Consider the following 23,885-nt stretch of genomic DNA (forward strand, 5'->3'; position numbering starts at 1 on the left):
GGGAAACAGGTTTGCCCGGCATCGCTATGCTCGGCCGGGCTACGGGAAGAAATAGAGAGATTACCCTTTCAGCTTCGGATCCAGCGCGTCGCGCAGCCCATCGCCCAGCAGGTTAAACGCCAGCACCGTCAGGAAAATGGCCAGCGCCGGGAAGACCGCAACGTGCGGCGCAATCACCATATCAGCACGCGCTTCATTGAGCATCGCCCCCCATTCCGGCGTTGGCGGCTGCGCCCCCAGGCCGAGGAACGACAGGCTGGCGGCAGAGATAATCGACACGCCAATACGCATGGTAAAATAGACCACAATCGACGATACGGTGCCCGGCAGAATATGCTGGAAAATGATCGCGCTGTCGCTGGCGCCAATGCTGCGCGCCGACTCGATAAAGGTCTGTTGCTTGAGAACCAGCGTATTGCCGCGCACCAGACGGGCAAATGCCGGGACGGAGAAAATCGCCACGGCGATAATCACGTTGGTCATGCCGCTGCCCATAATCGCCACCACCGCGATGGCCAGCAAAATGCCGGGAAAGGCGAACAGCACGTCGCAGATACGCATGATGATGCGATCCCACCAGCCTTCGTAGTAGCCCGCCACCAGCCCCAGCACGGTGCCGATAAGCGAACCCATCAGCACCGCGAAGACACCTGCGGTCAGCGAGATCTGCGCACCAACCAGCACGCGACTGAAAATATCGCGCCCCAGCGAATCCACGCCGAACCAGTGAATCAGCGACGGCCCTTGATTTAGCCTGTCGTAGTCAAAATAGTTTTCCGCATCGAAAGGCGCAATCCACGGCGCGACCACCGCCACCGCAATCAGCAGCAGAACGAAAATGCCCGAAACCATCGCCACCGGTTGCTGGCGAAAGCGCCGCCAGAACTCCCGCCACGGCGTGGGCTGCGAGGCTGCCTGCATTACCGGCATGGCGCTCAGAACAGCCTGTCGACGCCAGTTGAATAATCGCACGTTATTTATACCTGATAGCCGGGTTAATGGCGGCGTAAAGCACGTCCACCACTAAGTTGATAAGAATAAACTCCAGCGAAAACAGCAGCACCTCGGCCTGAATCACCGGGTAGTCACGCATTTCCACCGAATCGACCAGCAGGCGTCCCAGCCCCGGCCAGTTAAACACCTTTTCGACCACGATCGAGCCGCCGAGCAGAAAGCCAAACTGCAGCCCCATCATGGTGACCACCGGGATCATCGCGTTACGCAGCCCGTGTTTGAGCACCACCACCTTTTCGCTGACGCCTTTGGCGCGCGCGGTACGCATATAGTCCTCATTCAGCACGTCAACGAACGAGGCGCGGGTGAAGCGTGCCATTACCGAAGCGACGGCGGCGCCCAGCGTTAATGAAGGCAAAATATAGTGTCGCCAGCTGTCGGCGCCCACGGTCGGCAGCCAGCCCAGTTCGACGGAGAAAATCTGCATCAGCAGCATCCCGAGGGCAAAGGCCGGGAACGAAATACCGGTCACCGCCAGCGCCATGCCCAGGCGGTCCGGCCAGCGGTTGCGCCAGACGGCGGCGGCAATGCCCGCGCCCATGCCGAACAATACCGCCCAGCCCATGCTGGCGAGCGTCAGCCACAGCGTGGGGAAAAAGCGGCTGGCAATCTCTTCCGATACCGGACGACGGGAAACCATCGACGTGCCAAAATCGCCCTGCACGGCATGGCTAATGTAATGCCAGAACTGCACGTACAGCGGCTGATCCAACCCCAGCTGTTGGCGCACCATGGCAATCACCTGCGCGTCTGCCTCCGGGCCAGCAATCAGCCGGGCCGGGTCACCGGGCAGCATGTGGACAAACAAAAACACCAGCACCGCCACGATAAACAGCGTGGGGATCAGGCCGAGCAGGCGTTTAATCACATAGTTGAGCATGACTCTCCTTGCCGATGACTCCCTGCCCCTTCATGAGGCAGGGAAACGTCGCTTACTTCAAATCCGCGTCGTCAAAGCTAAACCCGGTATCCGGCATAATATAGAATCCGGTCAACGACTTGCTGTGCGCTGATACCAGTTTCTCCACCACCAGCGGCACCCACGGCGACTCTTTCCAGATAGTATCCTGAACCGCCTTATACAGCCGCGCTTTTTCGTTGCTGTCGGTGGTTTGCAGCGCCGCGCTGAGGTCTTTATCGACTTGAGGGTTGCCGTAGAACGCGGTGTTAAACTGCGTTGGCGGCCAGTTTGAGGAGGCAAACAGCGGCGACAGCGCCCAGTCGGCTTCACCGGTCGAGGCCGACCAGCCGGTGTAGAACATTCTCACACCGCTCTCTTTCTGCCCCTTGCCTTCCACTTCCGCCGCACGCTGCCCGGCGTCCATCGCGGTGACCTGCGCTTTAATGCCAATTTGCGCCAGCTGCTGCTGGGTAAACTGCAGCACCTTCTGCGCGGTGCTGTGATTATGCGATGACCACAGCGTGGTGCTAAAGCCGTTCGGGTAACCCGCCTCTTTCAGCAGTTCACGGGCTTTCGCAGGGTCGTACGGCCACGGTTGATATTGCGTTGCGTAGGCAATCGACGGCGGCACGACGCCGGTAGCCGGTGTCGCGTAACCCGCAAAGGCGACCTTGACCAGCGCCTGACGGTTAATCGCGTAGTTGATGGCTTCGCGTACCTTTGGGTTGTCGAACGGTTTTTGCGTCACGTTCATGCTGATGTAGCGCTGCATGATTGACGGGCTGGCCACCAGCTCAAGCTGGCTGTTTTTCGCCAGCAGCGCCGCCTGCTCGTAAGGGATCGGGAAGGCAAACTGCGCTTCACCGGTTTGCAGCATCGCCGCGCGGGTATTGTTGTCGACCACCGGACGCCAGGTAATGGAGTCCAGCTTCGGCAGCCCTTTTTGCCAGTAATTGGCGAACTTGCTGACCTTCACGAAGTCGGTCTGATTCCAGGTATCCAGCTGGTACGGCCCGGTCCCTACCGGATGGAAGCCAATCTCGTTACCGTATTTTTTCAGCGCCGCTGGCGAGATCATCGCCGTTGCCGGGTGGGCGAGAATATTGATAAACGCCGAGAACGGCTGCTTGAGGGTGATTTTCACCGTCTGCGGATCGACAACTTCGGTCTTATCAATGTTCTTGTACAGGTTATAGCGCTTGAGGTGGCTTTCTGGGTTGCTGGCGCGATCGAGGTTGACCTTCACCGCCTCGGCGTTGAAATCAGTGCCATCCTGGAATTTGACGCCCTGGCGCAGCTTGACGGTATAGACTTTGCCATCGTCCGACACCGTGTAGCTTTCCGCCAGCACGTTCTTCAGCTTCATCTCTTTATCCAGGCCGAACAGCCCCTGATAGAAGGATTTCGCCACCGCCTGCGACAGCGTGTCGTTAGCGTCATACGGATCGAGGGTGGTGAAGTTGGAGCCTACCGCCACCACCACATCTTTGGCCGCGAACGAGGAAGCGGAGGCCAGCGCTGAAGCCACCCCCAGTGCAACCAGCCATTTACGTGAAACGCGTTGTGTCATGTTGTCCCCTGCCTATGGTTTTATTATCGATTTATCAGCGCACTGCTTGCCGGTTCGCGGGCCACATAGTGCCCCGGCGCCACCTGTTGCAAACTGATCGGTTCTACCTCTTCGCCCCGTCTGTAGATATTGCCCGGCAGCTCATCCGACAACAGCACGCGCTGCGGACGTTTGTGCGCCGGATCGGCCACCGGCACGGCGGCCAGCAGCTTGCGGGTATAAGGATGCTGCGGATTTTCAAAAATTGCGCGTCGCGGGCCAATCTCCACAATTCTCCCGCGGTACATCACCGCCACGCGATGGCTGATGCGTTCCACCACCGCCATATCATGGGAAATAAACAGAAAAGCGATGCCCATCTCCCGCTGCAACGACAGCAGCAGGTTGATAATCTGTGCGCGAATGGAAACATCGAGCGCCGACACCGATTCATCGGCAATCACCACCTTCGGTTGCAAGGCCAGCGCACGGGCAATGCAGATACGCTGGCGCTGGCCGCCAGAAAACTCGTGCGGATAACGCCAGGCGTGTTCCGGCTCCAATCCGACGCGCTGCAAAAGCCATTCAACTCGCTGCTGGAGCGCTTCGCCTTGCAGCACCCCGTGCACGCGCAGCGGCTCCATGATCGAAAAGCCAACCGTATGGCGCGGATCGAGTGAAGCGTAAGGGTCCTGGAAGATTATCTGAATATCACGGCGCAGCGGCTGAAGCTGGTGAGCGGAGAGCAGATCGATACGCTCGCCGTTGAAGGTAATCGTGCCCTTCTGCGATTCTACTAACCGCAGCAGCGCACGCCCGGTCGTGGATTTGCCACAGCCAGATTCGCCCACCAGCGCCAATGTTTCGCCGCCCCACAGGTCAAAGCTGACATTTTCCACCGCATGCACTTCACGGGTGACGCGGTTAAGCACGCCGCCGCGTAGCGGAAAGCGCGCCACCAGGTTACGCACCTGAAGAATCGGCTTGCCCTCCACCACCGTTTTTTGCTGCTGAGGCTCAATCTCCGGCGCGTTGAGTTCAGGGAAACTGCGCGGATAGTCGCTGCCGCGCATCGTCCCCAGCCGGGGAACCGCCGCCAGCAGACGACGGGTATACGGATGTTGCGGCGCGTTAAAGATAGCCTCAACGCTACCGGTCTCCACCACCTCCCCCTGATGCATCACCAGCACCCGGTCGGCGATTTCCGCGACGACGCCCATATCGTGGGTGATAAAAATCACCCCCATCGACATCTCTTGTTGCAGCACGTTGATAAGCTGGAGAATTTGCGCCTGAATCGTGACGTCCAACGCGGTCGTCGGCTCATCGGCAATCAGCACCGCCGGGCGGCATGACAGCGCCATCGCGATCATCACCCGCTGACGCATACCGCCGGAAAGCTGGTGCGGGTAGCGCGACAGCATGGTCTGCGCCTCAGGAATGCGCACTTTATCGAGCGTTTTTTTCGCCTCAATCAGCGCCTCTTCGCGGCCCAGCCCCTGATGCAGGCGGATAGACTCGGCAATCTGCTCGCCGATGGTAAACACCGGGTTAAGCGACGTCATCGGTTCCTGAAAAATCATCGCGATGTCGGCGCCGCGCACGCTGCGCATCTGCGCGGGCGTTTGTTCCTGCAGTTCGATCACTTCGCGATTGCGCCGCCGCAGCAGCATTTGGTCGCACTGCATCTGGCTGTTGGACTGTTCCAGCAGCCGCATCAGCGCCAGCGCCGTCACGGACTTGCCCGAACCGGACTCACCGACAATCGCCAGCGTCTCTCCCCGGTTCAGATGAAAAGAGAGTTGATGCACGGCGCGCACGGACTGCTTGTCCTGGCGAAACGCGACGTTCAGATTCTGAATACTCAGCACCTGCGTGACATCAAGCTCGTCGGAATGCGGCACGGTGACTCCTTCTATTCGCGATAAATGCCAATCGTAGGCGTATCCCCGGCATAGGCCCAGGCGCGATACATCCCCTCGCTGTTAAACGGCAGCACGACGTTGCCCTCGCGATCGATAGCAATCAGACCACCGCTGCCGCCCAGCGCGGGCAGTTTTTCCATCACCACCCGTTCGCAGGCTTCCAGCAGGCTGAGATTGCCGTATTCCATTAGCGCGGCAATATCGTAAGCCGCCAGCATGCGGATAAATACCTCGCCGGTGCCGGTACAGGAGACGGCTACGCTGGCGTTGTTGGCATAGCATCCCGCGCCGACCAGTGGGCTATCGCCCACCCGCCCTGGCAACTTGTTGGTCATGCCGCCGGTCGACGTCGCCGCGGCAAGATTGCCGTTGAGATCTAATGCCACCGCGCCGACGGTGCCCATCTTCTGCCGTTCATCAAGCGGCGCGTCGTGGTCGAGAATAAACTCGCCGTTGCTGCGAGCCTCGATAAGCTGCTGAAAACGCGCGTCGGTGGAGAACAGCGAATTCTCGACCAGCTCGACGCCCTGCGCCTGAGCAAAAGCCTCTGCCCCTTCGCCAATCAACATCACGTGCGGGCTATTTTCCAGCACCAGCCTGGCCGCCAGTACCGGGTTACGCAGGCGCTTTACCCCAGCGACGGCGCCCGCCTGCAGCGAATTGCCGTCCATCACGCAGGCGTCAAGTTCATGCGTTTCATCAGCGGTAAACACCGAGCCGATCCCGGCGTTAAACAGCGGGCACTCCTCCAACTGACGAACCGCTTCGGTCACCGTATCCAGCGCGCTGGCGCCGGACTCCAGCATCCCCTGCGCATGCTCGACAATGCCGGACAGCGCGGTGACATATTCGCGCTCTTTTTCCGCTGACATCTGCTGGCGGCTTATCGCCCCTGCTCCGCCATGAATCGCAATGACTGCCTTACCCATTCGTTATCCCTTACGTCATTTTATTTATAAATATCATTATAGTGACTCTGTTCCTATATCAATTTTGAATATAGAAAGAGCGTCCGGAAATGTCAGGGTACACCACAGGTGGCATACAGTCTGCGGGGGTTTTCTGCCATAATGTGCGGATTCGAACGTTTCCCGCAGGAGTTTACCCATGGATTTTACCGCCGGACTGATACCGCTTGATACCGCGCTCGCCCAGATGCTTGAGCAGATTAGCCCGCTTCGTGAAAGCGAGTCGGTGCCGCTGTTACAGGCCTTTGGCCGTATTACCGCAGGCGATGTCATCTCTCCATTGGACGTGCCGGGTTTTGATAATTCGGCGATGGATGGCTACGCGGTGCGCCTCGCCGACCTCGCGGCGCAAACGCCGTTGACAGTAGCGGGTAAAGCCTTTGCCGGGCAACCGTTCCACGGAGAATGGCCTGCCGGAAGCTGCGTGCGCATTATGACCGGTGCGCCGATTCCCGCAGGCTGTGAGGCGGTAGTGATGCAGGAAGAGACCGAGCAGACCGACGCCGGTATCCGTTTCACCGCGCCGGTGAAGCCGGGGCAGAATATTCGCCGTCGCGGCGAAGACATCGCCAACGGCGCGGTGGTTTTCCCGGCGGGTACCCGCCTCACCGTCGCCGAGCTGCCAGTGCTGGCGTCTCTCGGCATTGCCGAGGTGAACGTGGTGCGTAAAGTGCGCGTCGCCCTGTTCTCCACCGGTGACGAACTCCAGCTACCGGGCCAGCCGTTGGGCGATGGGCAAATCTACGACACCAACCGCCTGGCGGTGCATCTGATGCTCGAACAGTTGGGCTGCGAGGTGATTAACCTCGGGATTATCCGCGATGACCCGGAACAGCTGCGCCAGACCTTTATTCAGGCCGACCAGCAGGCGGACGTGGTCATTAGCTCCGGCGGCGTTTCCGTGGGCGAAGCGGACTACACCAAAACGATTCTCGACGAGCTGGGTGAAATCAGCTTCTGGAAGCTCGCCATCAAACCGGGCAAGCCGTTCGCCTTCGGTAAGTTAAGCCACAGCTGGTTCTGCGGTCTGCCGGGTAACCCGGTCTCCGCAGCGCTCACCTTCTATCAACTGGTGCAGCCGTTGTTGGCCAAACTGAGTGCGGGCAGCAACGCCACGCAGGCTCCGCGCCTGCGCGTGCGAACTACCGATCGGCTGAAAAAATCCCCAGGCCGCCTCGACTTCCAGCGCGGTCTGCTGACCCGCGACGCCAACGGCGACCTTACCGTGTCCACTACCGGTCATCAGGGCTCGCACATTTTTAGCTCCTTCAGCCAGGGCAACTGCTTTATCGTGCTGGAGCGTGAGCGCGGCCACGTCGAAGCTGGCGAATGGGTAGAGGTTGAGCCCTTTAACCATCTGCTGGGAGGCCTGTAATGGCCGCCGAACTCAGCGATGCCGAGATGCTGCGCTACAACCGGCAAATCATCCTGCGGGATTTTGATTTTGACGGCCAGGAGCAGTTAAAGGCATCGCGTGTGCTGGTTGTCGGTTTGGGTGGGCTGGGCTGCGCGGCGGCGCAATATCTGGCCGCCGCGGGAGTTGGCCAACTCACCCTGCTTGATTTTGACACCGTGGCGCTCTCTAACCTGCAACGCCAGACGCTGCATAGCGACGCCACTATCGGTCAGCCAAAAGTCGACTCCGCCCGCGACGCGCTGGCGCGCATTAACCCACACGTCACGCTGGTCACCCACAACGCATTGCTGGAAGAAGCGGCGCTATGGGCGCTAATTGCGGAACATGATTTAGTGCTCGACTGTACCGATAACGTCACCATTCGTAACCAGCTGAATGTGGGCTGCTTCCGGCATAAAGTCCCGCTGGTTTCCGGCGCGGCGATTCGCATGGAAGGGCAAATTTCGGTGTTTACGTATCAGGAAGGCGAGCCGTGCTACCGCTGCCTGAGCCGTCTGTTCGGCGAGAATGCCCTCACCTGCGTGGAAGCGGGCGTGATGGCCCCGCTGGTTGGGGTGATTGGCGCCATGCAGGCGATGGAAGCGATTAAGGTGCTGACCCACTACGGTACGCCTGCGGCGGGGAAAATCGTGATGTATGACGCGATGCGCTGCCAGTTCCGCGAGATGAAGCTGATGCGTAGCCCGACGTGCGAGGTGTGCGGGGAGGCTTCGGCGTAACCCCCTCACCCTAACCCTCTCCCCGATGGGGAGAGGGAACCGATCGTGCCAATAGAGAGAGTATTACAGCGACGTACGACCAAACGCCGTTTGCCAGTCCTGCTCAAACTTCGCCACTGCGGCATCCACCGCCGGATAGCTGATCAGCTGCTGCGCGACGTCCAGCGGCAGGGTAATCGACTGGCAGCCTGCCAGCAGGCAGTCCAGCGCCTGACGCGGAGTCTTAAAGCTCGCTGCAAGTACCTTCGACTGTGGCGCATGCAGAGTCAGCAGATCCTGTAATTCACACACGGTCTGAATACCATTTCCTCCCTGCGCATCGACGCGGTTAACGTAAGGCGCGACATATTCTGCCCCCGCCAGCGCCGACAGCAGACCCTGCGCTGCGCCGTAAACGGCGGTGCCCAGCGTCGGAATTCCCTCTTCTTTGAGCAATTTAATGGCCGCCAGCCCTTCCGCCGTCACCGGCACTTTGACCACCAGGTCCGGAATAATCGCCCGCAGCTTATGCGCGTCCGCCACCATGCCGTCGGCGGTTGTCGCCATCACCTGGGCAAATAAACGGCCTTTACCGCCCATCGCTTCCAGCAGTTCCGGCAACAGCACATCCAGCGGTTTTTTACCTGCCGCCACAATGCTTGGGTTGGTAGTCACGCCCGCCAGCGGGAAAACACGCGCCAGCTTTTTAACTGCCGCCACGTCAGAGGTGTCGAGATAGAGTTCCATGATGATTCCTTAAACCGTGATGTTTAGCATGGAATAACCTTACCACAGCAAAACCTCTTCTTAAGTTGACGCACATCAAGATAACTTTCATTCGAAAGTATTTTAATCTTTATACGAAAGATGAGGGCAGCATATGATTTTCAACATTCAGCGCTATTCCACCCACGATGGTCCCGGTATCCGTACCGTGGTTTTCCTGAAAGGCTGTTCACTCGGCTGTCGCTGGTGCCAGAACCCGGAGAGCCGCGCGCACAAACAGGATCTGTTGTTCGATCCGCGCCTGTGCCTCGACGGTTGCGATCTTTGCCAGCAGGCCGCGCCATCGGTTATTGAACGTGCGCTTAACGGTCTGGTTATTCATCGGGAAAAGCTCGATCAAACGCAGCTTGATGCGCTGACCGACTGCTGCCCGACTCAGGCGCTGACCGTCTGCGGCGAAAAGAAAAGCGCCGAAGAAATTATGGCCACCGTGCTGCGCGATAAACCGTTTTACGATCGCAGCGGCGGCGGTATGACGCTCTCCGGCGGCGAACCGTTTATGAACCCGGAACTGGCGCTGGAACTGTTGAAAAGCGCCCATGATCAGGGCATCCACACGGCGGTAGAAACCTGCCTGCATGTGCCATGGCGCTACCTGGAACCCGCGCTACCCTATATCGACCTGTTCCTCGCTGACCTGAAGCACGTAGACGAAGCACGCTTCAAGCAGTGGACCGACGGTTCGGCTAAACGCGTGCTCGACAATCTGAAGCGACTGGCCGCCGCAGGAAAACAGATCACGCTGCGCGTACCGCTGATTCAGGGCTTTAATGCCGATGAAAACTCCATCAAAGCGATTGCTGATTTTGCCGCCGACGAGATGCCGGGCGTGCGCGACATTCATTTTCTGCCGTATCACACGTTGGGTATCAACAAATATACCCTGCTCGGCCTTCCCTACTTTGCACCCGACAAGCCGCTGAACGACCCGGCGCTGCTGGATTTTGCCCAGCAGTACGCCCGCGAAAAAGGGTTAACGGCGACACTACGAGGATAAAAACCATGACCACTCTGACTCTCGACAAACTGACCGACCGTATCAAAGCTCACAAAACCGCGCTGGTACATATTGTTAAGCCGCCGGTCTGCACCGAACGCGCACGCCACTATACCGAAGCGTACCAGCAGCATCTGGATAAACCGATTCCGGTACGCCGCGCGCTGGCGCTGGCCCACCATCTGGCGGAACGCACCATCTGGATTAAACATGACGAACTGATTGTCGGTAACCAGGCAAGCGAAGTGCGCGCCGCGCCCATTTTCCCGGAATATACCGTCAGCTGGATTGAAAAAGAGATCGACGACCTGGCCGACCGCCCCGGCGCCGGATTTGCGGTGAGCGAAGAGAACAAACGCGTACTGCATGAAGTGTGCCCATGGTGGCGTGGTCAGACTGTGCAAGACCGCTGCTACGGTATGTTTACCGATGAACAGAAAGCGCTGCTGGCCACCGGCATTATTAAAGCCGAAGGTAATATGACCTCCGGCGACGCCCACCTGGCGGTGAACTACCCGCTGCTGCTGGAAAAAGGCCTCGATGGCATGCGCGCCAAAGTCGCCGAGCGTCGTACCCGCATTAACCTGACCGTACTGGAAGACCTGCACGGTGAGCAGTTCCTGAAAGCCATTGATATCGTACTGGAAGCTGTGAGCCTGCACATTGTGCGTTTCGCCGAGCTGGCGCGCAAAATGGCCGCCGAAGAGTCTCGCGAAAACCGCCGCGACGAGTTGCTGGCGATCGCCGAAAACTGCGATGTGATTGCCCATCAGCCGCCGAAAACCTTCTGGCAGGCGCTGCAGCTGTGCTACTTCATCCAGCTGATTCTGCAAATTGAGTCCAACGGTCACTCGGTGTCGTTCGCCCGTATGGACCAGTATCTGTATCCGTACTACCGCCGCGACGTTGAGCTGGAACAGTCGTTGGATCGCGAACACGCTATCGAACTGCTGCACAGCTGCTGGCTGAAGCTGCTGGAAGTGAACAAAATTCGCTCCGGCTCGCACTCCAAGGCCTCTGCCGGTAGCCCGCTGTATCAGAACGTGACCATCGGCGGCCAGAAGCTGGTCAACGGCGAAGCGCAGGACGCGGTCAACCCGCTCTCATACGCGATTCTCGAATCCTGCGGCCGCCTGCGTTCCACGCAGCCAAACCTGAGCGTGCGCTATCACGCCGGGATGAGCAACGACTTCCTCGACGCCTGCGTGCAGGTCATTCGCTGCGGCTTTGGCATGCCGGCATTCAACAACGATGAGATCGTGATTCCAGAATTTATCAAACTGGGCGTTGAACCTCAGGATGCCTATGATTATGCGGCTATCGGCTGTATTGAAACCGCCGTTGGCGGTAAATGGGGCTACCGCTGCACCGGGATGAGCTTTATCAACTTTGCCCGCGTGATGCTGGCCGCGATGGAAGGCGGTCGCGATGCCACCAGCGGCCAGGTGTTCCTGCCGCAGGAACACGCGCTGTCGCAGGGTAACTTCGCCAACTTCGAGCAGATGCTGGCCGACTGGGATAGCCAGATTCGTTACTACACCCGTAAATCCATTGAGATTGAATACGTGGTCGACACCATGCTGGAAGAGAACGTGCACGATATTCTGTGCTCGGCGCTGGTCGACGACTGCATTGAGCGGGCGAAAAGCATTAAACAGGGCGGCGCGAAGTACGACTGGGTTTCCGGCCTGCAGGTGGGGATCGCCAACCTCGGCAACAGTCTGGCGGCAGTGAAAAAACTGGTCTTCGATCAGGGGCTGATTGGTCAGCAGGAGCTGGCAAAAGCGCTGGCGGAAGACTACGAAGGACTGACCCACGAGCAGCTACGTCAGCGTTTGATTAACGGCGCGCCGAAGTACGGCAACGATGATGACAGCGTCGACGCCCTGTTGGCCCGCGCCTATCAGACCTATATCGACGAACTGAAGCAGTATCACAACCCACGTTACGGTCGCGGCCCGATCGGCGGCAACTATTACGCGGGTACGTCTTCCATTTCAGCGAACGTGCCGTTTGGCGCGCAGACCATGGCAACCCCGGACGGCCGTAAAGCGAAAACCCCGCTTGCTGAAGGCGCCAGCCCGGCTTCCGGTACCGACCATCTTGGCCCAACGGCGGTGATTAGCTCCGTCGGGAAGCTGCCGACCTCGGCGATTCTCGGCGGCGTGCTGCTGAACCAGAAGCTGAACCCGGCGACGCTGGAAAACGAAAGCGACAAGCAAAAGCTGATGGCGCTGCTGCGTACCTTCTTCGAAGTGCACAAAGGCTGGCATATTCAGTACAACATCGTGTCGCGCGAAACGCTGCTGGAAGCGAAAAAACATCCGGATCAGTACCGTGATTTGGTGGTGCGCGTGGCGGGGTATTCGGCGTTCTTTACCGCGCTGTCGCCGGATGCGCAGGACGATATTATTGCGCGTACTGAGCATACGCTGTAAGTCGGCGCATTTCCCCCTCACCCTAACCCTCTCCCCTCAGGGGAGAGGGAACCGATCGGCGCCGTTGGTCAATCCCCCCTCTCCCTTCCAGGGAGAGGGCCGGGGTGAGGGTCCAACGCGCACAGCGACCCACCGCCTTTCTTTCAAATGAAATAAATTTGTGCTTTATCTCACATTGTAATTAAATTGTTTCTGGCCGAAGTTACACCAGGAGCATCCCGTATGACCGTTAAAGTTATCGTCACCGATATGGACGGAACTTTTCTTAATGACGCCAAGACCTACGACCGTTCGCGGTTTCTGGCGCAGTTTGAACAGCTTCAAGCACGTGGTATTGAGTTCGTTGTCGCCAGCGGCAACCAGTATTACCAGCTGATTACCTTCTTTCCTGAAATTCGGGATCGCATCTCTTATGTCGCGGAAAACGGCGCGCTGGTGTACGAGCACGGGCAGCAGCTTTTCCACGGTGAGCTCACGAAACATGAGTATCAGACGGTGATTGGCGAACTGCTGAAAGATCCGCAGATGTATTTCGTCGCCTGCGGTCTGGAAAGTGCTTATATCAGCGACAGCGCGCCAGATGCGCTGGTCGAACTGATGTCCAAACACTACTACCGCTTAAAGCGCGTGGCGAACTTCCACGACGTCGACGATAAGATGTTCAAATTCTCCCTGAACCTCCCGGACAGCGATATTCCCGATCTGATTGATAAGCTGCACGTCTCCCTCGACGGCATTATGAAGCCCGTCACCAGCGGCTTCGGCTTTGTCGATCTCATCATTCCCGGCCTGCACAAAGCCAACGGCATCAGTCGTCTGCTGAAGCGCTGGCAGCTTTCACCGCAACAGTGCGTGGCAATTGGCGATAGCGGCAACGACGCCGAGATGCTCAAGCTGGTGAAATATTCCTTCGCCATGGGCAACGCGGTCGACAGCATTAAGGCCATTGCGGACTACCGGACCGACGACAACAACCACGACGGTGCGCTGAACGTCATTCAGTCCGTGCTGGACGGCACCGCCCCCTTCTAATTCTCTTCCTTTGCAGGCCTGATAAGCGCAGCGCCATCAGGCGCCTCCGTGTACATTGCCGGATGGCGGCGTTGCCTTATCCGGCCTACGTATTCATCTTCCTTTCTCTTCGTGATCTAACGCAAGAATTTAAACTTGCATTAACTTTATTTTAACTTAAAGTATCACCTGTAATGCATTTTACTTTCGAATGAAAGATTGCGAGGTTGATATGACGATTACCTTTACCCACGAAACCCTCCCTGCCGACCCGAAAGCGGCCATTCGCCAGATGAAACAAACGCTACGCGCGCAGATTGGCGACGTCCAGGCGGTGTTCGACCGTCTGAGCGCCACCATTGAAGCGCGGGTTGCGGAAATTAACGCCCTGAAGGCGCAGGGACAGCCGGTGTGGCCAATCATTCCCTTTGCCGATCTGGCGGCGGGCAACATTAGCGAAGCCACCCGCGCCGAGGTGAAGCGCCGCGGATGTGCGGTGATTAAAGGTCACTTCCCGCGTGAACAAGCGCTGGCTTGGGATCGTTCAATGCTCGACTACCTCGATCGCAACCATTTCGATGACGTATATAAGGGGCCAGGCGATAGCTTTTTCGGATCACTTGATGCCTCACGTCCGGAAATCTACCCGATTTACTGGTCGCAGGCGCAAATGCAGGCGCGTCAGAGTGAAGAGATGGCGCAGGCCCAATCGTTCCTCAACCGCCTCTGGAAAGTGGAAAGCGAGGGTAAGCAGTGGTTTAACCCGGATATCAGCGTCATTTATCCGGACCGTATCCGCCGCCGCCCACCGGGCACCACCTCCAAAGGACTCGGAGCACATACCGATTCTGGCGCGCTGGAACGCTGGCTACTTCCGGCTTATCAACAGGTGTTCGCCAGCGTCTTTAACGGTAACGTTGAGCAGTACGATCCGTGGAACGCCGCGCACCGTACTGACGTGGAAGAGTACACCGTGGATAACACCACCAAATGCTCGGTGTTCCGCACCTTCCAGGGCTGGACGGCGCTGTCGGACATGATCCCGGATCAGGGGCTGCTGCACGTGGTGCCGATTCCGGAAGCGATGGCCTATGTGCTGCTGCGCCCGCTGCTCGATGACGTACCGGAGGACGAACTCTGCGGCGTAGCGCCAGGGAAAGTGCTGCCGATCTCCGAGAAATGGCACCCGTTGCTGATAAGCGCACTGACCTCTATTCCGGCGCTGGAGGCCGGTGATTCGGTGTGGTGGCACTGCGACGTGATCCACTCGGTGGCGCCGGTGGAGAATCAGCAAGGCTGGGGGAACGTGATGTACATCCCCGCCGCGCCAATGTGCGAAAAAAATCTCGCTTACGCCCACAAGGTGAAAGCGGCATTAGAACGCGGCGCATCGCCGGGCGACTTCCCGCGTGAAGACTACGAAGCCGACTGGCAGGGCCGCTTTACGCTCGCCGACCTCAATATTCACGGCAAACGTGCGCTGGGCATCGACGCCTGATTATCGTACAACCCTTCCCGTTCAACGGCGGTGTGCCCTTTTCCGGGGCGCACCCGCCGCACCGATTCCCGAACCGCCAATCGCCCGTGCAGCAGTAACGATCCTACCGGCGCGTCGGGGCGAATCAGCCGCTGTTGCAGCATCTGCACCGCCTCAATGCCCAGTTCATCGCGAGGCACGTGAACCGCGGTGAGCGGCACGTCCTCAATGGCCGCCAGGTTGAAGCCGTCGATACTCATGACCGAAACATCCTGCGGCACCCGCAGCCCGCGCTGGCGCAGGGCGTTAACGGTCCCTGCCGCCATAAAATCACCGCCCACCAGGAAGGCCGTCGGCAATGGCCGGCCATCGAGCGCATCCAGCCACGCGCCAACCTTTTCCTCAGCAACTTTGGCGCTAAAGCTGCTGATATTCAGCAGGTCGCGCTCGTGCTGAAACTCAAGGTTGTGCTGACGCCACGCCTCTTTAATGCCCGCCAGTCGCTGTTCCATGGTGTAACGGCGCAGACACATGACGTTCATGACCTCCCGATGGCCCATTTCAAACAGGTAACGCGCGGCGAAAGCGCCAATCATCCGATGATCCGGCGCAATGGCCGGCAGACGCATGCGTTCATCGCGGCAGTTAATCAACACACAGGGCTTCGCGAGATCGGCGGCAAGATCGTGAATATGCGGATCGTCAATGCCCAGCAGAATGGCCGCCTGCGTCTCCGCTTCGTTCATGCGCGACAAAAACAACGTAGGATCGCTGTCGTTCTCCTCCAGCGCGCAGTAGCGCAAACGCACCTCGTGTGGCGAGAGCGCTTTACTGATGCTCTGGATCACACGGTAGTAAAAGATGTCGGACCGCTCATCGAACGCCCGCGGCGGCGCAAAGACAATCAGGCTATTGAGCAACATCCTTCCTGCCGCCATACCGTCCATCACCCCAAGCTCACGCGCGCAGGTCAACACCTGCTCGCGGGCGCGAGCGCTGGTATTCGCTTTACCCGCCAGCACGCGCGAAACGGTGCTGGCAGACAGCCCGGTTCGGGCAGCAATCTCGGCGATTTTCAGCTTCTTTTCCATTTTGTGATCTGTCTCTAATTCGAAAATGAAAGAATTTTCATGGCAAAAATGCCTTATTTGGCAAGGCATGAAAGACGTATACGTAATGTATATCAGTCATTCATGAAAAAACGTGCACAAAACCCGCTTTTCCCAACCTTTTATGTCTTCTAAGGTGAATTGGTAGAACAACTTCCATACAAGAACGGTGGAAGTGAATAACAACAAAATTGATAAATATCAAAATCTTACCAAAAGTGGTGTGACAACTCCCCACGTAGTTGCCCACCGTTTCTGACATCATCCTGTGGAGATCCCTATGAGTCAGGGCATCAATAATGAAATAACAACCAGCAAAACTCGCCGCGTTGTCAAAAATCTGCGCTGGTGGATGCTGGTGCTTTTTTTACTCGGCGTCACCGTCAACTACATCACCCGTAACTCGCTGGGGATCCTGGCACCAGAGCTGAAAGACAGCCTCGGGATCACTACCGAGCAATATTCCTGGATCGTCGGCGCTTTCCAGATCGCCTATACCCTCTTCCAGCCATTGTGCGGCTGGCTGATTGACGTTATTGGCCTGAAGCTGGGCTTTATGATCTGCGCCAGCCTGTGGGCACTGGCCTGTTTACTGCACGCCGGTGCCGGTAACTGGCTGCATCTGGCGCTGCTGCGCTTCTTTATGGGCGGCGCGGAAGCAGCGGCTACCCCAGCCAACGCCAAAACCATCGGCGAGTGGTTCCCGAAATCGGAACGCCCGGTAGCAGCGGGTTGGGCTGGTGTGGGTTTCTCGATTGGCGCGATGCTGGCACCGCCAATCATCTATTTTGCCCACGCCTCTTTTGGCTGGCAGGGCGCGTTCATGTTTACCGGTATTCTGGCGCTCGCATGGGTCGTACTGTGGTGGGCGTTCTACCACAACCCGGATAAACACCCGAACCTGGGCAAAGCCGAGCTGGACTATATCCGTCAGGATAACGAAGCGCCGCCGGTGAAGCTGCCATTCCTGACCGCGCTGAAAACCGTGGGTAAAAACAAACGCTTCTACGGTATCGCTATCCCGGCCTTTATGGCGGAACCGGCATGGGCCGTGTTTAGCTTCTGGATGCCGCTCTATTTTGCCAAGCAGTACAACATGGATCTCAAGCAGATCGCCCTGTTCGCCTGGCTGCCCTTCCTGGCCGCCGACCTCGGCAGCGTCGCGAGCGGCTATTTAACCCGCCTCTATGTACGCCTGTTCGGCTGCTCACGCGTCAACTCGACCGTGGCCAGTTCCGTCACCGGGGCATTCCTGATGGTGTCACTTGCCGTCGTGGCGGTGACGAAAGATCCGATCATCGCCGTGGTGCTGATGTCGATTGGCGGCTTTGGCCACCAGATCATCTCCTGCATGCTGAGCGCACTGGTTGTTGAATCGTTCGACAAAGGCCAGATGGCGACCGTTAACGGCATGCGTGGTTCCGCCGCATGGATTGCGAGCTTCCTGTTCTCACTGATTATTGGGGTGACTGCCGACAAAATCGGTTTCAACCCGCTGTTTGTCGCCATGGGTTTCTTCGACCTGATTGGCGCCGTCTTCCTGGTCGCATTTATTGCTGAACGCCGCGCGAAACGCGCCTGATAGTGGATGTAAATATGAAAACGCTGAAAAACTGGACCCTACAAAAACAGTCTTCCCACCACGTCGAGCTGCTGGTCGACGGCCAGCACACGCTGTGTCTGTATGTGCTGGAGGAGAATCTGTTCCGCGTACTGTTGAAACGCAAAGGCGAACTGGCGCTGGACCGCACCTGGAGTATCGCCCCCGAGCAGGACGTCCCCTGGGAGGGCCGCAGCCGTGAGGATCTCAGCGGTTTTAGCCTGCCTGCCTGGACGCTAAACCAACAGGACGATAGCGTGATTATCGCCACTCAGTCGCTGCGCGTCACCGTCCACCAGCCGCTGTGGCTGGAGTGGCACTACCGCAACGCCGAAGGCGAGTGGCAGCCGCTGGTCAACGACCGTCCGACCAGCGCCTATCTGGTGAATGCCCACGGCGATGGCGTGGCGCACTACCAGAGCCGCCGTAAGGACGAGCGTTTTTATGGCCTGGGGGATAAAGCCGGTGATTTGCAGCGTAACGGCAAGCGCTACGAGATGCGTAACCTGGATGCGATGGGCTACAACGCGGCCAGCACTGACCCGCTGTACAAACACATTCCGTTCACCATTACCCGCCGTGATGACATCAGCTTCGGGCTGTTTTACGACAACCTCAGCAGCTGCTGGCTGGATTTAGGCAACGAGATCGACAACTACCACACCGCTTATCGCCGCTGGCAGGCAGAAGCCGGTGATATCGATTACTACCTGTTTACCGGCGAACGCGTGCTGGATGTCACCAAAGCCTTCGTACGCCTGACCGGTAAAACGCTGTTCGGGCCGAAATGGAGCCTGGGTTACAGCGGCTCAACCATGCACTACACCGACGCGCCGGACGCGCAAAATCAGCTGATGAACTTTATTCGTCTGTGCGACGAGCATGCTATCCCGTGCGATTCGTTCCAGCTCTCTTCCGGCTATACCTCCATTAACGGCAAGCGCTACGTCTTCAACTGGAACTACGACAAAGTGCCGCAGCCAAAGGTCATGAGCCAGGCGTTCCATGATGCAGGTCTACATCTGGCGGCTAACATCAAGCCATGCTTGTTGCAGGATCACCCGCGTTACAACGAGGTGGCGGAGAAAGCGCTGTTTATTCGCGACTCGGAAAGCGACGGTCCGGAGCGTTCCAGCTTCTGGGACGATGAAGGTTCGCACCTCGATTTTACCAATCCGCAAACCGTGGCCTGGTGGCAGGAGGGCGTCACTACACAGCTGCTGGAGATGGGTATCGATTCCACCTGGAACGATAACAACGAGTTTGAAGTATGGGACGGTGAAGCGCGCTGTCACGGCTTTGGCGATGAGATTGCGATTAAGCATATTCGCCCGGTGATGCCGCTGCTGATGATCCGCGCATCAATGGAAGCGCAGGAGCGCTTTGCGCCGAACAAGCGCCCGTATCTGATCTCCCGTTCCGGCTGCGCCGGGATGCAGCGCTACGTGCAGACCTGGAGCGGCGATAACCGCACTAACTGGGACACGCTGCGCTACAACATCCGCATGGGGCTGGGGATGAGCCTGTCCGGTCTGTACAACCTGGGCCATGATGTCGGCGGCTTCTCCGGCGACAAACCGGACCCGGAGCTGTTTGTCCGCTGGGTACAGAACGGTGTAATGCATCCGCGCTTTACCATCCACTCATGGAACGACGACCACACGGTGAACGAACCCTGGATGTATCCTGGCGTGACCCCGGCGATTCGCAGCGCGATTGAGCTGCGCTACCGTCTGCTGCCGTATCTCTACACGCTGCTATGGCAGGCGCATGCCGACGACGAGCCGATGCTGCGTCCGACTTTCCTTGATCACGAACACGATGCGCAGACGTTTGAAGAGTGCGATGACTTCCTGCTGGGCCGCGATATTCTGGTCGCCAGCGTGGTGGAAGCCGGCGAGCGCGAACGCCGCGTCTGGCTGCCGGACAACGAAACCGGCTGGTACGATTTCTACACCGGCGCGTGGTACAGCGGCGGACAGTCGATTGTCGTCGATGCGCCGCTGGAGAAACTGCCGCTGCTGGTCCGCGCGGGCGCAGGCCTACCGCTGAGCGAACGTATTACCTACGTGAAAGCAGAAGAAGATACCTCGCGTGAGCTGAAGCTGTTCCCGGTTAAAGGAATCGGCCGCTCTTCGGGCCTGCTGTTTGAGGATGACGGCGAGTCGTGGGGCTACAAAGAAGGTAACGCGCTGTGGCTGGAGTGGGAGATGGTCTGCACCGCCAGGACGATTGACCTGAAGGTGAACGCACGCGGCGATTATCGCCCGGCATGGGAAGCGTTAAAAGTGACGCTGCCAGAAGGAGAAAAACGTCAGCTGTTGATTAACGGCGAAGAGAAAAGCGAGTGGGTACGAGGATAACCCCTCACCCCGACCCTCTCCCCACTGGGGAGAGGGAGCAAACCGCATTGTGCGGCTTGCAGGAGCAAGGTGTTTTAATTTGCACCTGACGGTTCCCTCTCCCTTTGGGAGAGGGCCAGGCTGAGGGAAATTACTCCACCCCTTTGCTACGCAGGTAATCTTCGTAGTTACCGCTGAAGTCCACCACGCGTTCCGGCGTAATCTCAATCACGCGAGTCGCCAGCGAGCTCACGAACTCACGGTCGTGAGAAACGAAGATCAGGGTACCCTGATACATTTCCAGCGCCATGTTCAGTGATTCGATCGATTCCATATCCAGGTGGTTGGTAGGTTCATCCATCACCAGAATGTTCGGTTTCTGCATCATCAGCTTACCAAACAGCATACGGCCCTTCTCACCACCGGAAAGTACCTTCGCCGGCTTCTTGATATCGTCCTGGCTGAACAGCAGACGACCAAGGAAACCGCGCACTACCTGCTCGTCATCGCCTTCCTGCTTCCACTGGCTCATCCAGTCGAACACGCTCAGGTCGTTATCGAAATCTTCGGCGTGATCCTGCGCGTAGTAACCGATGCTGGCATTTTCGGACCATTTCACGGTGCCGTTATCCGGCGTCAGTTCACCGACCAGGGTTTTCAGCATGGTGGATTTACCCACGCCGTTGGCGCCGATGATGGCAATCTTCTCGCCAACTTCCATCATCAGGTTGAAGTTTTTAAACAGCGGGCCGTTTTCAAAACCTTTGGCCAGCGCTTCCACTTCCAGCGCATTACGGAACAGTTTCTTGTCCTGCTCGAAGCGGATGAACGGGTTCTGACGGCTGGATGCCTTCACTTCGTCGAGCTTGATCTTGTCAATCTGACGGGCGCGGGAAGTCGCCTGGCGTGATTTAGAGGCGTTGGCGCTAAAGCGGCTGACGAAGGATTGCAGGTCGGCAATTTGCGCTTTCTTCTTGGCGTTATCGGCCAGCAGACGTTCACGAGCCTGGGTAGCTGCTGTCATGTATTCGTCGTAGTTACCGGCGTAGACGCGCAGCTCGCCATAGTCGAGATCCGCCATGTGGGTACAAACCATGTTCAGGAAGTGACGGTCGTGCGAGATGATGATCATGGTGCTGTCGCGTTCGTTCAGCGTCTGCTCCAGCCAGCGAATGGTGTCGATGTCCAGGTTGTTCGTCGGTTCATCGAGCAGCAGGATGTCCGGGTTAGAGAACAGCGCCTGCGCCAACAGCACACGCAGTTTCCAGCCCGGCGCAACTTCGCTCATCGGGCCGTAGTGCTGATCCAGCGGAATGCCAACACCCAGCAGTAGTTCACCGGCGCGCGCTTCAGCGGAGTAGCCGTCCATTTCGCCGTAGAGCACTTCGAGATCGGCCACTTTATAGCCGTCTTCTTCGCTCATTTCAGCCAGACTATAGATACGGTCGCGCTCTTGCTTCACTTCCCACAGCTCGCTGTGGCCCATGATCACCGTATCAAGTACGGTGAACTCTTCAAAGGCGAACTGATCCTGACGCAGCTTACCGATACGCTCATTGGGATCGAGAGACACGTTGCCCAGCGTCGGCTCTAAGTCGCCGCCGAGGATTTTCATAAAGGTGGATTTACCGCTCCCGTTGGCGCCAATCAGGCCGTAACGGTTGCCGCCGCCAAATTTGACGGAGATATTTTCGAACAGCGGCTTACTGCCAAACTGCATGGTGACGTTGCTGGTAACTAACACGGGAGTATCCTGAAGAATGTGACAAACTCCCTATTATGCCACACTTGCGAATAAAAAGCGCCCGCCTTCGCCAACGGCTAAACTGTAACGCAAGTGAAAAAAATGTGATTTCGTACACATCCGAATTCCCAGTCGCATCGAATGCACATATAATGCGCTGCAACCAACAGTCTGAATTCTCAAACAACCGCCGTAATGGCACTGATACCTCGCACAACATGAACATGAAATTAACAACGCTTTTCGCTGCGGCGCTCGCTGTCGTAGGTTTCTGCAATTCGGCCTCTGCGGTGACGTATCCGCTGCCGACCGACGGTAGCCGTATTATCGGACAGAATCAGGTCATCACGATTCCTGACGATAACAAACAGCCGCTGGAATACTTCGCCGCCCAGTACCAGATGGGGCTTTCCAACCTCCTGGAGGCTAACCCAGGCGTCGACACCTACCTGCCGAAAGGCGGCAGCGTGCTGAATATTCCTCAGCAGCTGATCCTGCCGGACACCGTGCATGAAGGTATTATCATCAACAGCGCGGAAATGCGTCTATACTACTACCCGAAAGGCACCAACACGGTGATCGTGCTGCCAATCGGTATCGGCCAGCTGGGTAAAGATACCCCAATCAACTGGACCACCAAGGTAGAACGTAAGAAAGCCGGCCCGACCTGGACGCCGACGGCGAAAATGCACGCTGAATATGCCGCAGCAGGCAACCCGCTGCCGGCAGTGGTTCCGGCTGGCCCGGACAACCCGATGGGTCTGTACGCTCTGTATATTGGTCGTCTGTATGCCATTCACGGCACCAATGCCAACTTCGGTATCGGCCTGCGCGTGAGCCACGGTTGCGTGCGTCTGCGTAACGAAGACATCAAATTCCTGTTCGAGAACGTGCCGGTCGGCACCCGCGTGCAGTTTATCGATGAACCGGTTAAAGCGACCACGGAGCCAGACGGCAGCCGCTTCATTGAAGTGCACAACCCGCTGTCTACCACTGAAGCGCAGTTCGAAGGTGGTGAAACTGTTCCGGTTGTCCTGACCAAAGCGGTACAGGCGGTGACCAGCCAGTCCGACGTTGACCAGAGCATCGTTGACCAGGCGGTGAAAAACCGTTCCGGTATGCCGGTTCGTCTGAACTAAGTCAACCAGACGATCAAAAAGGGCGGGTTAATCACCCGCCCTTTTTTTATCCGTTATTGACGATCACAATCCCCCCGTGATCGTAGCGATAGTGACAGTGCGCATACTCCAGCGGCGTGCCGTCATCCAGATAAATCACCTGTTCCACTTCCAGAATCGGGTCACTCGCGTCACAGTTCAAATGCTGCTGATCCAGCTCGCTGGGCTTCAGCGCGCGCACCACGCGATAAGACCCCATCATCTTCAGACCAAGATTGTCCTGCACGTAGCGAAAGACCGAGTTTTCGAGATGTGATTTACTCAACCCCGGCACCAGCGACACCGGCATGACCGTAATATCCAGCGACAGCGGCTCGCCGTTCAGCAGACGCAGGCGCACAAAATCGTACACCGGTGAATCGGCGTCAATCAGCAGCGATGCCTGCTCTTTCTCGCTGGGAAAACGGAGCTCAAAGTGAATCACCTGGCTTGCGACCTTGCCCAGATGTCCCCAGGTTTCCGTCGCCCCGGCGTAGTCGCTGCCGTGAATGTCCCACTGTGAGAGCTGGAGGAAGTTCTTGCGAATAAACGTCCCCTGCCCCTGGCGGGTATAAACCAGCCCTTCAACAATCAGCTGGCGCATCGCCTGCTGAATGGTCATCCGGCTGGTACCAAATTCGGCGGCCAGCGCAAACTGGTCGGGCAATGGCTCAGCGGCGGGATACTGCCCACTGATAATCCGTTTTTTAATTTCCCGCGCTATCGCGATGTACTTCGCTGCCATCACCCGC

18 protein-coding genes are annotated in these 23,885 nt (G+C 57.8%); 9 read left to right on the plus strand and 9 right to left on the minus strand.

Annotated elements, in window-relative coordinates; all coding sequences use genetic code 11:
• Window positions 1-60 precede the first annotated feature (60 nt).
• Genes gsiD through iaaA form a run of 5 tightly spaced genes read right to left on the minus strand, consistent with a single transcriptional unit; the run spans window position 61 to window position 6,318 of the window.
• On the minus strand, window positions 61-972 hold the full coding sequence (gene gsiD, locus GY169_RS16190) for a glutathione ABC transporter permease GsiD (RefSeq protein ID WP_167576330.1): 912 nt from the start codon (window positions 970-972) through the stop codon (window positions 61-63).
• Between the two features lies 1 nt (window position 973).
• Window positions 974-1,894, minus strand: a complete 921-nt coding sequence (gene gsiC / locus GY169_RS16195) for a glutathione ABC transporter permease GsiC (protein ID WP_064548521.1) — start codon at window positions 1,892-1,894, stop codon at window positions 974-976.
• A gap of 52 nt (window positions 1,895-1,946) precedes the next feature.
• On the minus strand, window positions 1,947-3,485 hold the full coding sequence (gene gsiB / locus GY169_RS16200) for a glutathione ABC transporter substrate-binding protein GsiB (RefSeq protein ID WP_163447023.1): 1,539 nt from the start codon (window positions 3,483-3,485) through the stop codon (window positions 1,947-1,949).
• Between the two features lie 23 nt (window positions 3,486-3,508).
• Window positions 3,509-5,368, minus strand: coding sequence for a glutathione ABC transporter ATP-binding protein GsiA (gene gsiA, locus GY169_RS16205; protein ID WP_167576331.1), 1,860 nt, complete (start codon window positions 5,366-5,368; stop codon window positions 3,509-3,511).
• An 11-nt stretch (window positions 5,369-5,379) separates the two neighbouring features.
• Window positions 5,380-6,318, minus strand: coding sequence for a beta-aspartyl-peptidase (gene iaaA / locus GY169_RS16210; RefSeq protein ID WP_167576332.1), 939 nt, complete (start codon window positions 6,316-6,318; stop codon window positions 5,380-5,382).
• A gap of 178 nt (window positions 6,319-6,496) precedes the next feature.
• On the opposite strand from iaaA, the gene moeA reads away from it, so the two are divergent.
• Both moeA and moeB read left to right on the plus strand, forming a co-directional pair.
• Window positions 6,497-7,732, plus strand: a complete 1,236-nt coding sequence (gene moeA, locus GY169_RS16215) for a molybdopterin molybdotransferase MoeA (RefSeq protein WP_167576333.1) — start codon at window positions 6,497-6,499, stop codon at window positions 7,730-7,732.
• On the plus strand, window positions 7,732-8,493 hold the full coding sequence (gene moeB, locus GY169_RS16220) for a molybdopterin-synthase adenylyltransferase MoeB (RefSeq protein WP_167576334.1): 762 nt from the start codon (window positions 7,732-7,734) through the stop codon (window positions 8,491-8,493). Before moeA ends, moeB begins: the two co-directional genes overlap by 1 nt.
• 63 nt (window positions 8,494-8,556) lie before the next feature.
• On the opposite strand, the gene fsa is transcribed toward moeB, so the two are convergent.
• Entirely contained in the window at window positions 8,557-9,219 is a 663-nt protein-coding gene (gene fsa, locus GY169_RS16225) for a fructose-6-phosphate aldolase (protein ID WP_167576335.1), read from the minus strand.
• 133 nt (window positions 9,220-9,352) lie between these two features.
• Here fsa and GY169_RS16230 point away from each other — a divergent pair, with 133 nt between their 5' ends.
• The 4 genes from GY169_RS16230 to GY169_RS16245 all read left to right on the plus strand — a co-directional run bounded on the left by GY169_RS16230 (window position 9,353) and on the right by GY169_RS16245 (window position 15,202).
• Window positions 9,353-10,255 (plus strand): glycyl-radical enzyme activating protein, encoded by a 903-nt coding sequence (locus GY169_RS16230; RefSeq protein ID WP_167576336.1) that lies wholly within the window; start codon window positions 9,353-9,355, stop codon window positions 10,253-10,255.
• Window positions 10,256-10,260: 5 nt separating this feature from the next.
• Window positions 10,261-12,693 (plus strand): formate C-acetyltransferase/glycerol dehydratase family glycyl radical enzyme, encoded by a 2,433-nt coding sequence (locus tag GY169_RS16235; protein ID WP_167576337.1) that lies wholly within the window; start codon window positions 10,261-10,263, stop codon window positions 12,691-12,693.
• Window positions 12,694-12,915: 222 nt separating this feature from the next.
• Window positions 12,916-13,725, plus strand: coding sequence for a Cof-type HAD-IIB family hydrolase (locus GY169_RS16240; RefSeq protein ID WP_167576338.1), 810 nt, complete (start codon window positions 12,916-12,918; stop codon window positions 13,723-13,725).
• Between the two features lie 211 nt (window positions 13,726-13,936).
• Entirely contained in the window at window positions 13,937-15,202 is a 1,266-nt protein-coding gene (locus GY169_RS16245; protein ID WP_167576339.1) for a DUF1479 domain-containing protein, read from the plus strand.
• On the opposite strand, the gene GY169_RS16250 is transcribed toward GY169_RS16245, so the two are convergent.
• Complete coding sequence (locus GY169_RS16250; RefSeq protein ID WP_167576340.1) at window positions 15,169-16,272, minus strand: LacI family DNA-binding transcriptional regulator; 1,104 nt, start codon at window positions 16,270-16,272, stop codon at window positions 15,169-15,171. The two genes, GY169_RS16245 and GY169_RS16250, sit on opposite strands and share 34 nt — an antisense overlap.
• A gap of 298 nt (window positions 16,273-16,570) precedes the next feature.
• Here GY169_RS16250 and GY169_RS16255 point away from each other — a divergent pair, with 298 nt between their 5' ends.
• Window positions 16,571-17,872, plus strand: coding sequence for an MFS transporter (locus GY169_RS16255; RefSeq protein ID WP_167576341.1), 1,302 nt, complete (start codon window positions 16,571-16,573; stop codon window positions 17,870-17,872).
• Between the two features lie 14 nt (window positions 17,873-17,886).
• Entirely contained in the window at window positions 17,887-20,253 is a 2,367-nt protein-coding gene (locus GY169_RS16260) for a TIM-barrel domain-containing protein (protein WP_167576342.1), read from the plus strand.
• 130 nt (window positions 20,254-20,383) lie between these two features.
• On the opposite strand, the gene GY169_RS16265 is transcribed toward GY169_RS16260, so the two are convergent.
• The gene (locus tag GY169_RS16265; protein ID WP_167576343.1) at window positions 20,384-21,976 is read right to left on the minus strand and encodes an ABC-F family ATPase; all 1,593 of its coding nucleotides are present in this window, start codon (window positions 21,974-21,976) and stop codon (window positions 20,384-20,386) included.
• 218 nt (window positions 21,977-22,194) lie between these two features.
• Here GY169_RS16265 and ldtB point away from each other — a divergent pair, with 218 nt between their 5' ends.
• On the plus strand, window positions 22,195-23,115 hold the full coding sequence (gene ldtB / locus GY169_RS16270; protein ID WP_163447123.1) for a L,D-transpeptidase: 921 nt from the start codon (window positions 22,195-22,197) through the stop codon (window positions 23,113-23,115).
• 46 nt (window positions 23,116-23,161) lie between these two features.
• On the opposite strand, the gene GY169_RS16275 is transcribed toward ldtB, so the two are convergent.
• Window positions 23,162-23,878 carry a GntR family transcriptional regulator gene (locus GY169_RS16275; protein ID WP_167576344.1) on the minus strand — a complete coding sequence of 239 codons (717 nt, stop codon included), beginning with the start codon at window positions 23,876-23,878 and terminating at the stop codon, window positions 23,162-23,164.
• Window positions 23,879-23,885: the final 7 nt, after the last annotated feature.

Origin of the sequence: Kluyvera genomosp. 3 (genome assembly GCF_011765685.1) — a bacterium.
Taxonomy (GTDB): Bacteria; Pseudomonadota; Gammaproteobacteria; order Enterobacterales; family Enterobacteriaceae; genus Kluyvera; species Kluyvera georgiana_A.

Coding starts and splice junctions, on each gene's coding strand:
- moeB (WP_167576334.1), top strand. CDS start 7,732: ATGGCCGCCGAACTCAGCGATGCCGAGATGCTGCGCTACAACCGGCAA.
- GY169_RS16240 (WP_167576338.1), top strand. CDS start 12,916: ATGACCGTTAAAGTTATCGTCACCGATATGGACGGAACTTTTCTTAAT.
- GY169_RS16250 (WP_167576340.1), bottom strand. CDS start 16,272: ATGGAAAAGAAGCTGAAAATCGCCGAGATTGCTGCCCGAACCGGGCTG.
- ldtB (WP_163447123.1), top strand. CDS start 22,195: ATGAACATGAAATTAACAACGCTTTTCGCTGCGGCGCTCGCTGTCGTA.
- GY169_RS16255 (WP_167576341.1), top strand. CDS start 16,571: ATGAGTCAGGGCATCAATAATGAAATAACAACCAGCAAAACTCGCCGC.
- iaaA (WP_167576332.1), bottom strand. CDS start 6,318: ATGGGTAAGGCAGTCATTGCGATTCATGGCGGAGCAGGGGCGATAAGC.
- gsiC (WP_064548521.1), bottom strand. CDS start 1,894: ATGCTCAACTATGTGATTAAACGCCTGCTCGGCCTGATCCCCACGCTG.
- GY169_RS16260 (WP_167576342.1), top strand. CDS start 17,887: ATGAAAACGCTGAAAAACTGGACCCTACAAAAACAGTCTTCCCACCAC.
- GY169_RS16230 (WP_167576336.1), top strand. CDS start 9,353: ATGATTTTCAACATTCAGCGCTATTCCACCCACGATGGTCCCGGTATC.
- fsa (WP_167576335.1), bottom strand. CDS start 9,219: ATGGAACTCTATCTCGACACCTCTGACGTGGCGGCAGTTAAAAAGCTG.
- GY169_RS16245 (WP_167576339.1), top strand. CDS start 13,937: ATGACGATTACCTTTACCCACGAAACCCTCCCTGCCGACCCGAAAGCG.
- moeA (WP_167576333.1), top strand. CDS start 6,497: ATGGATTTTACCGCCGGACTGATACCGCTTGATACCGCGCTCGCCCAG.
- GY169_RS16235 (WP_167576337.1), top strand. CDS start 10,261: ATGACCACTCTGACTCTCGACAAACTGACCGACCGTATCAAAGCTCAC.
- gsiB (WP_163447023.1), bottom strand. CDS start 3,485: ATGACACAACGCGTTTCACGTAAATGGCTGGTTGCACTGGGGGTGGCT.
- GY169_RS16275 (WP_167576344.1), bottom strand. CDS start 23,878: ATGGCAGCGAAGTACATCGCGATAGCGCGGGAAATTAAAAAACGGATT.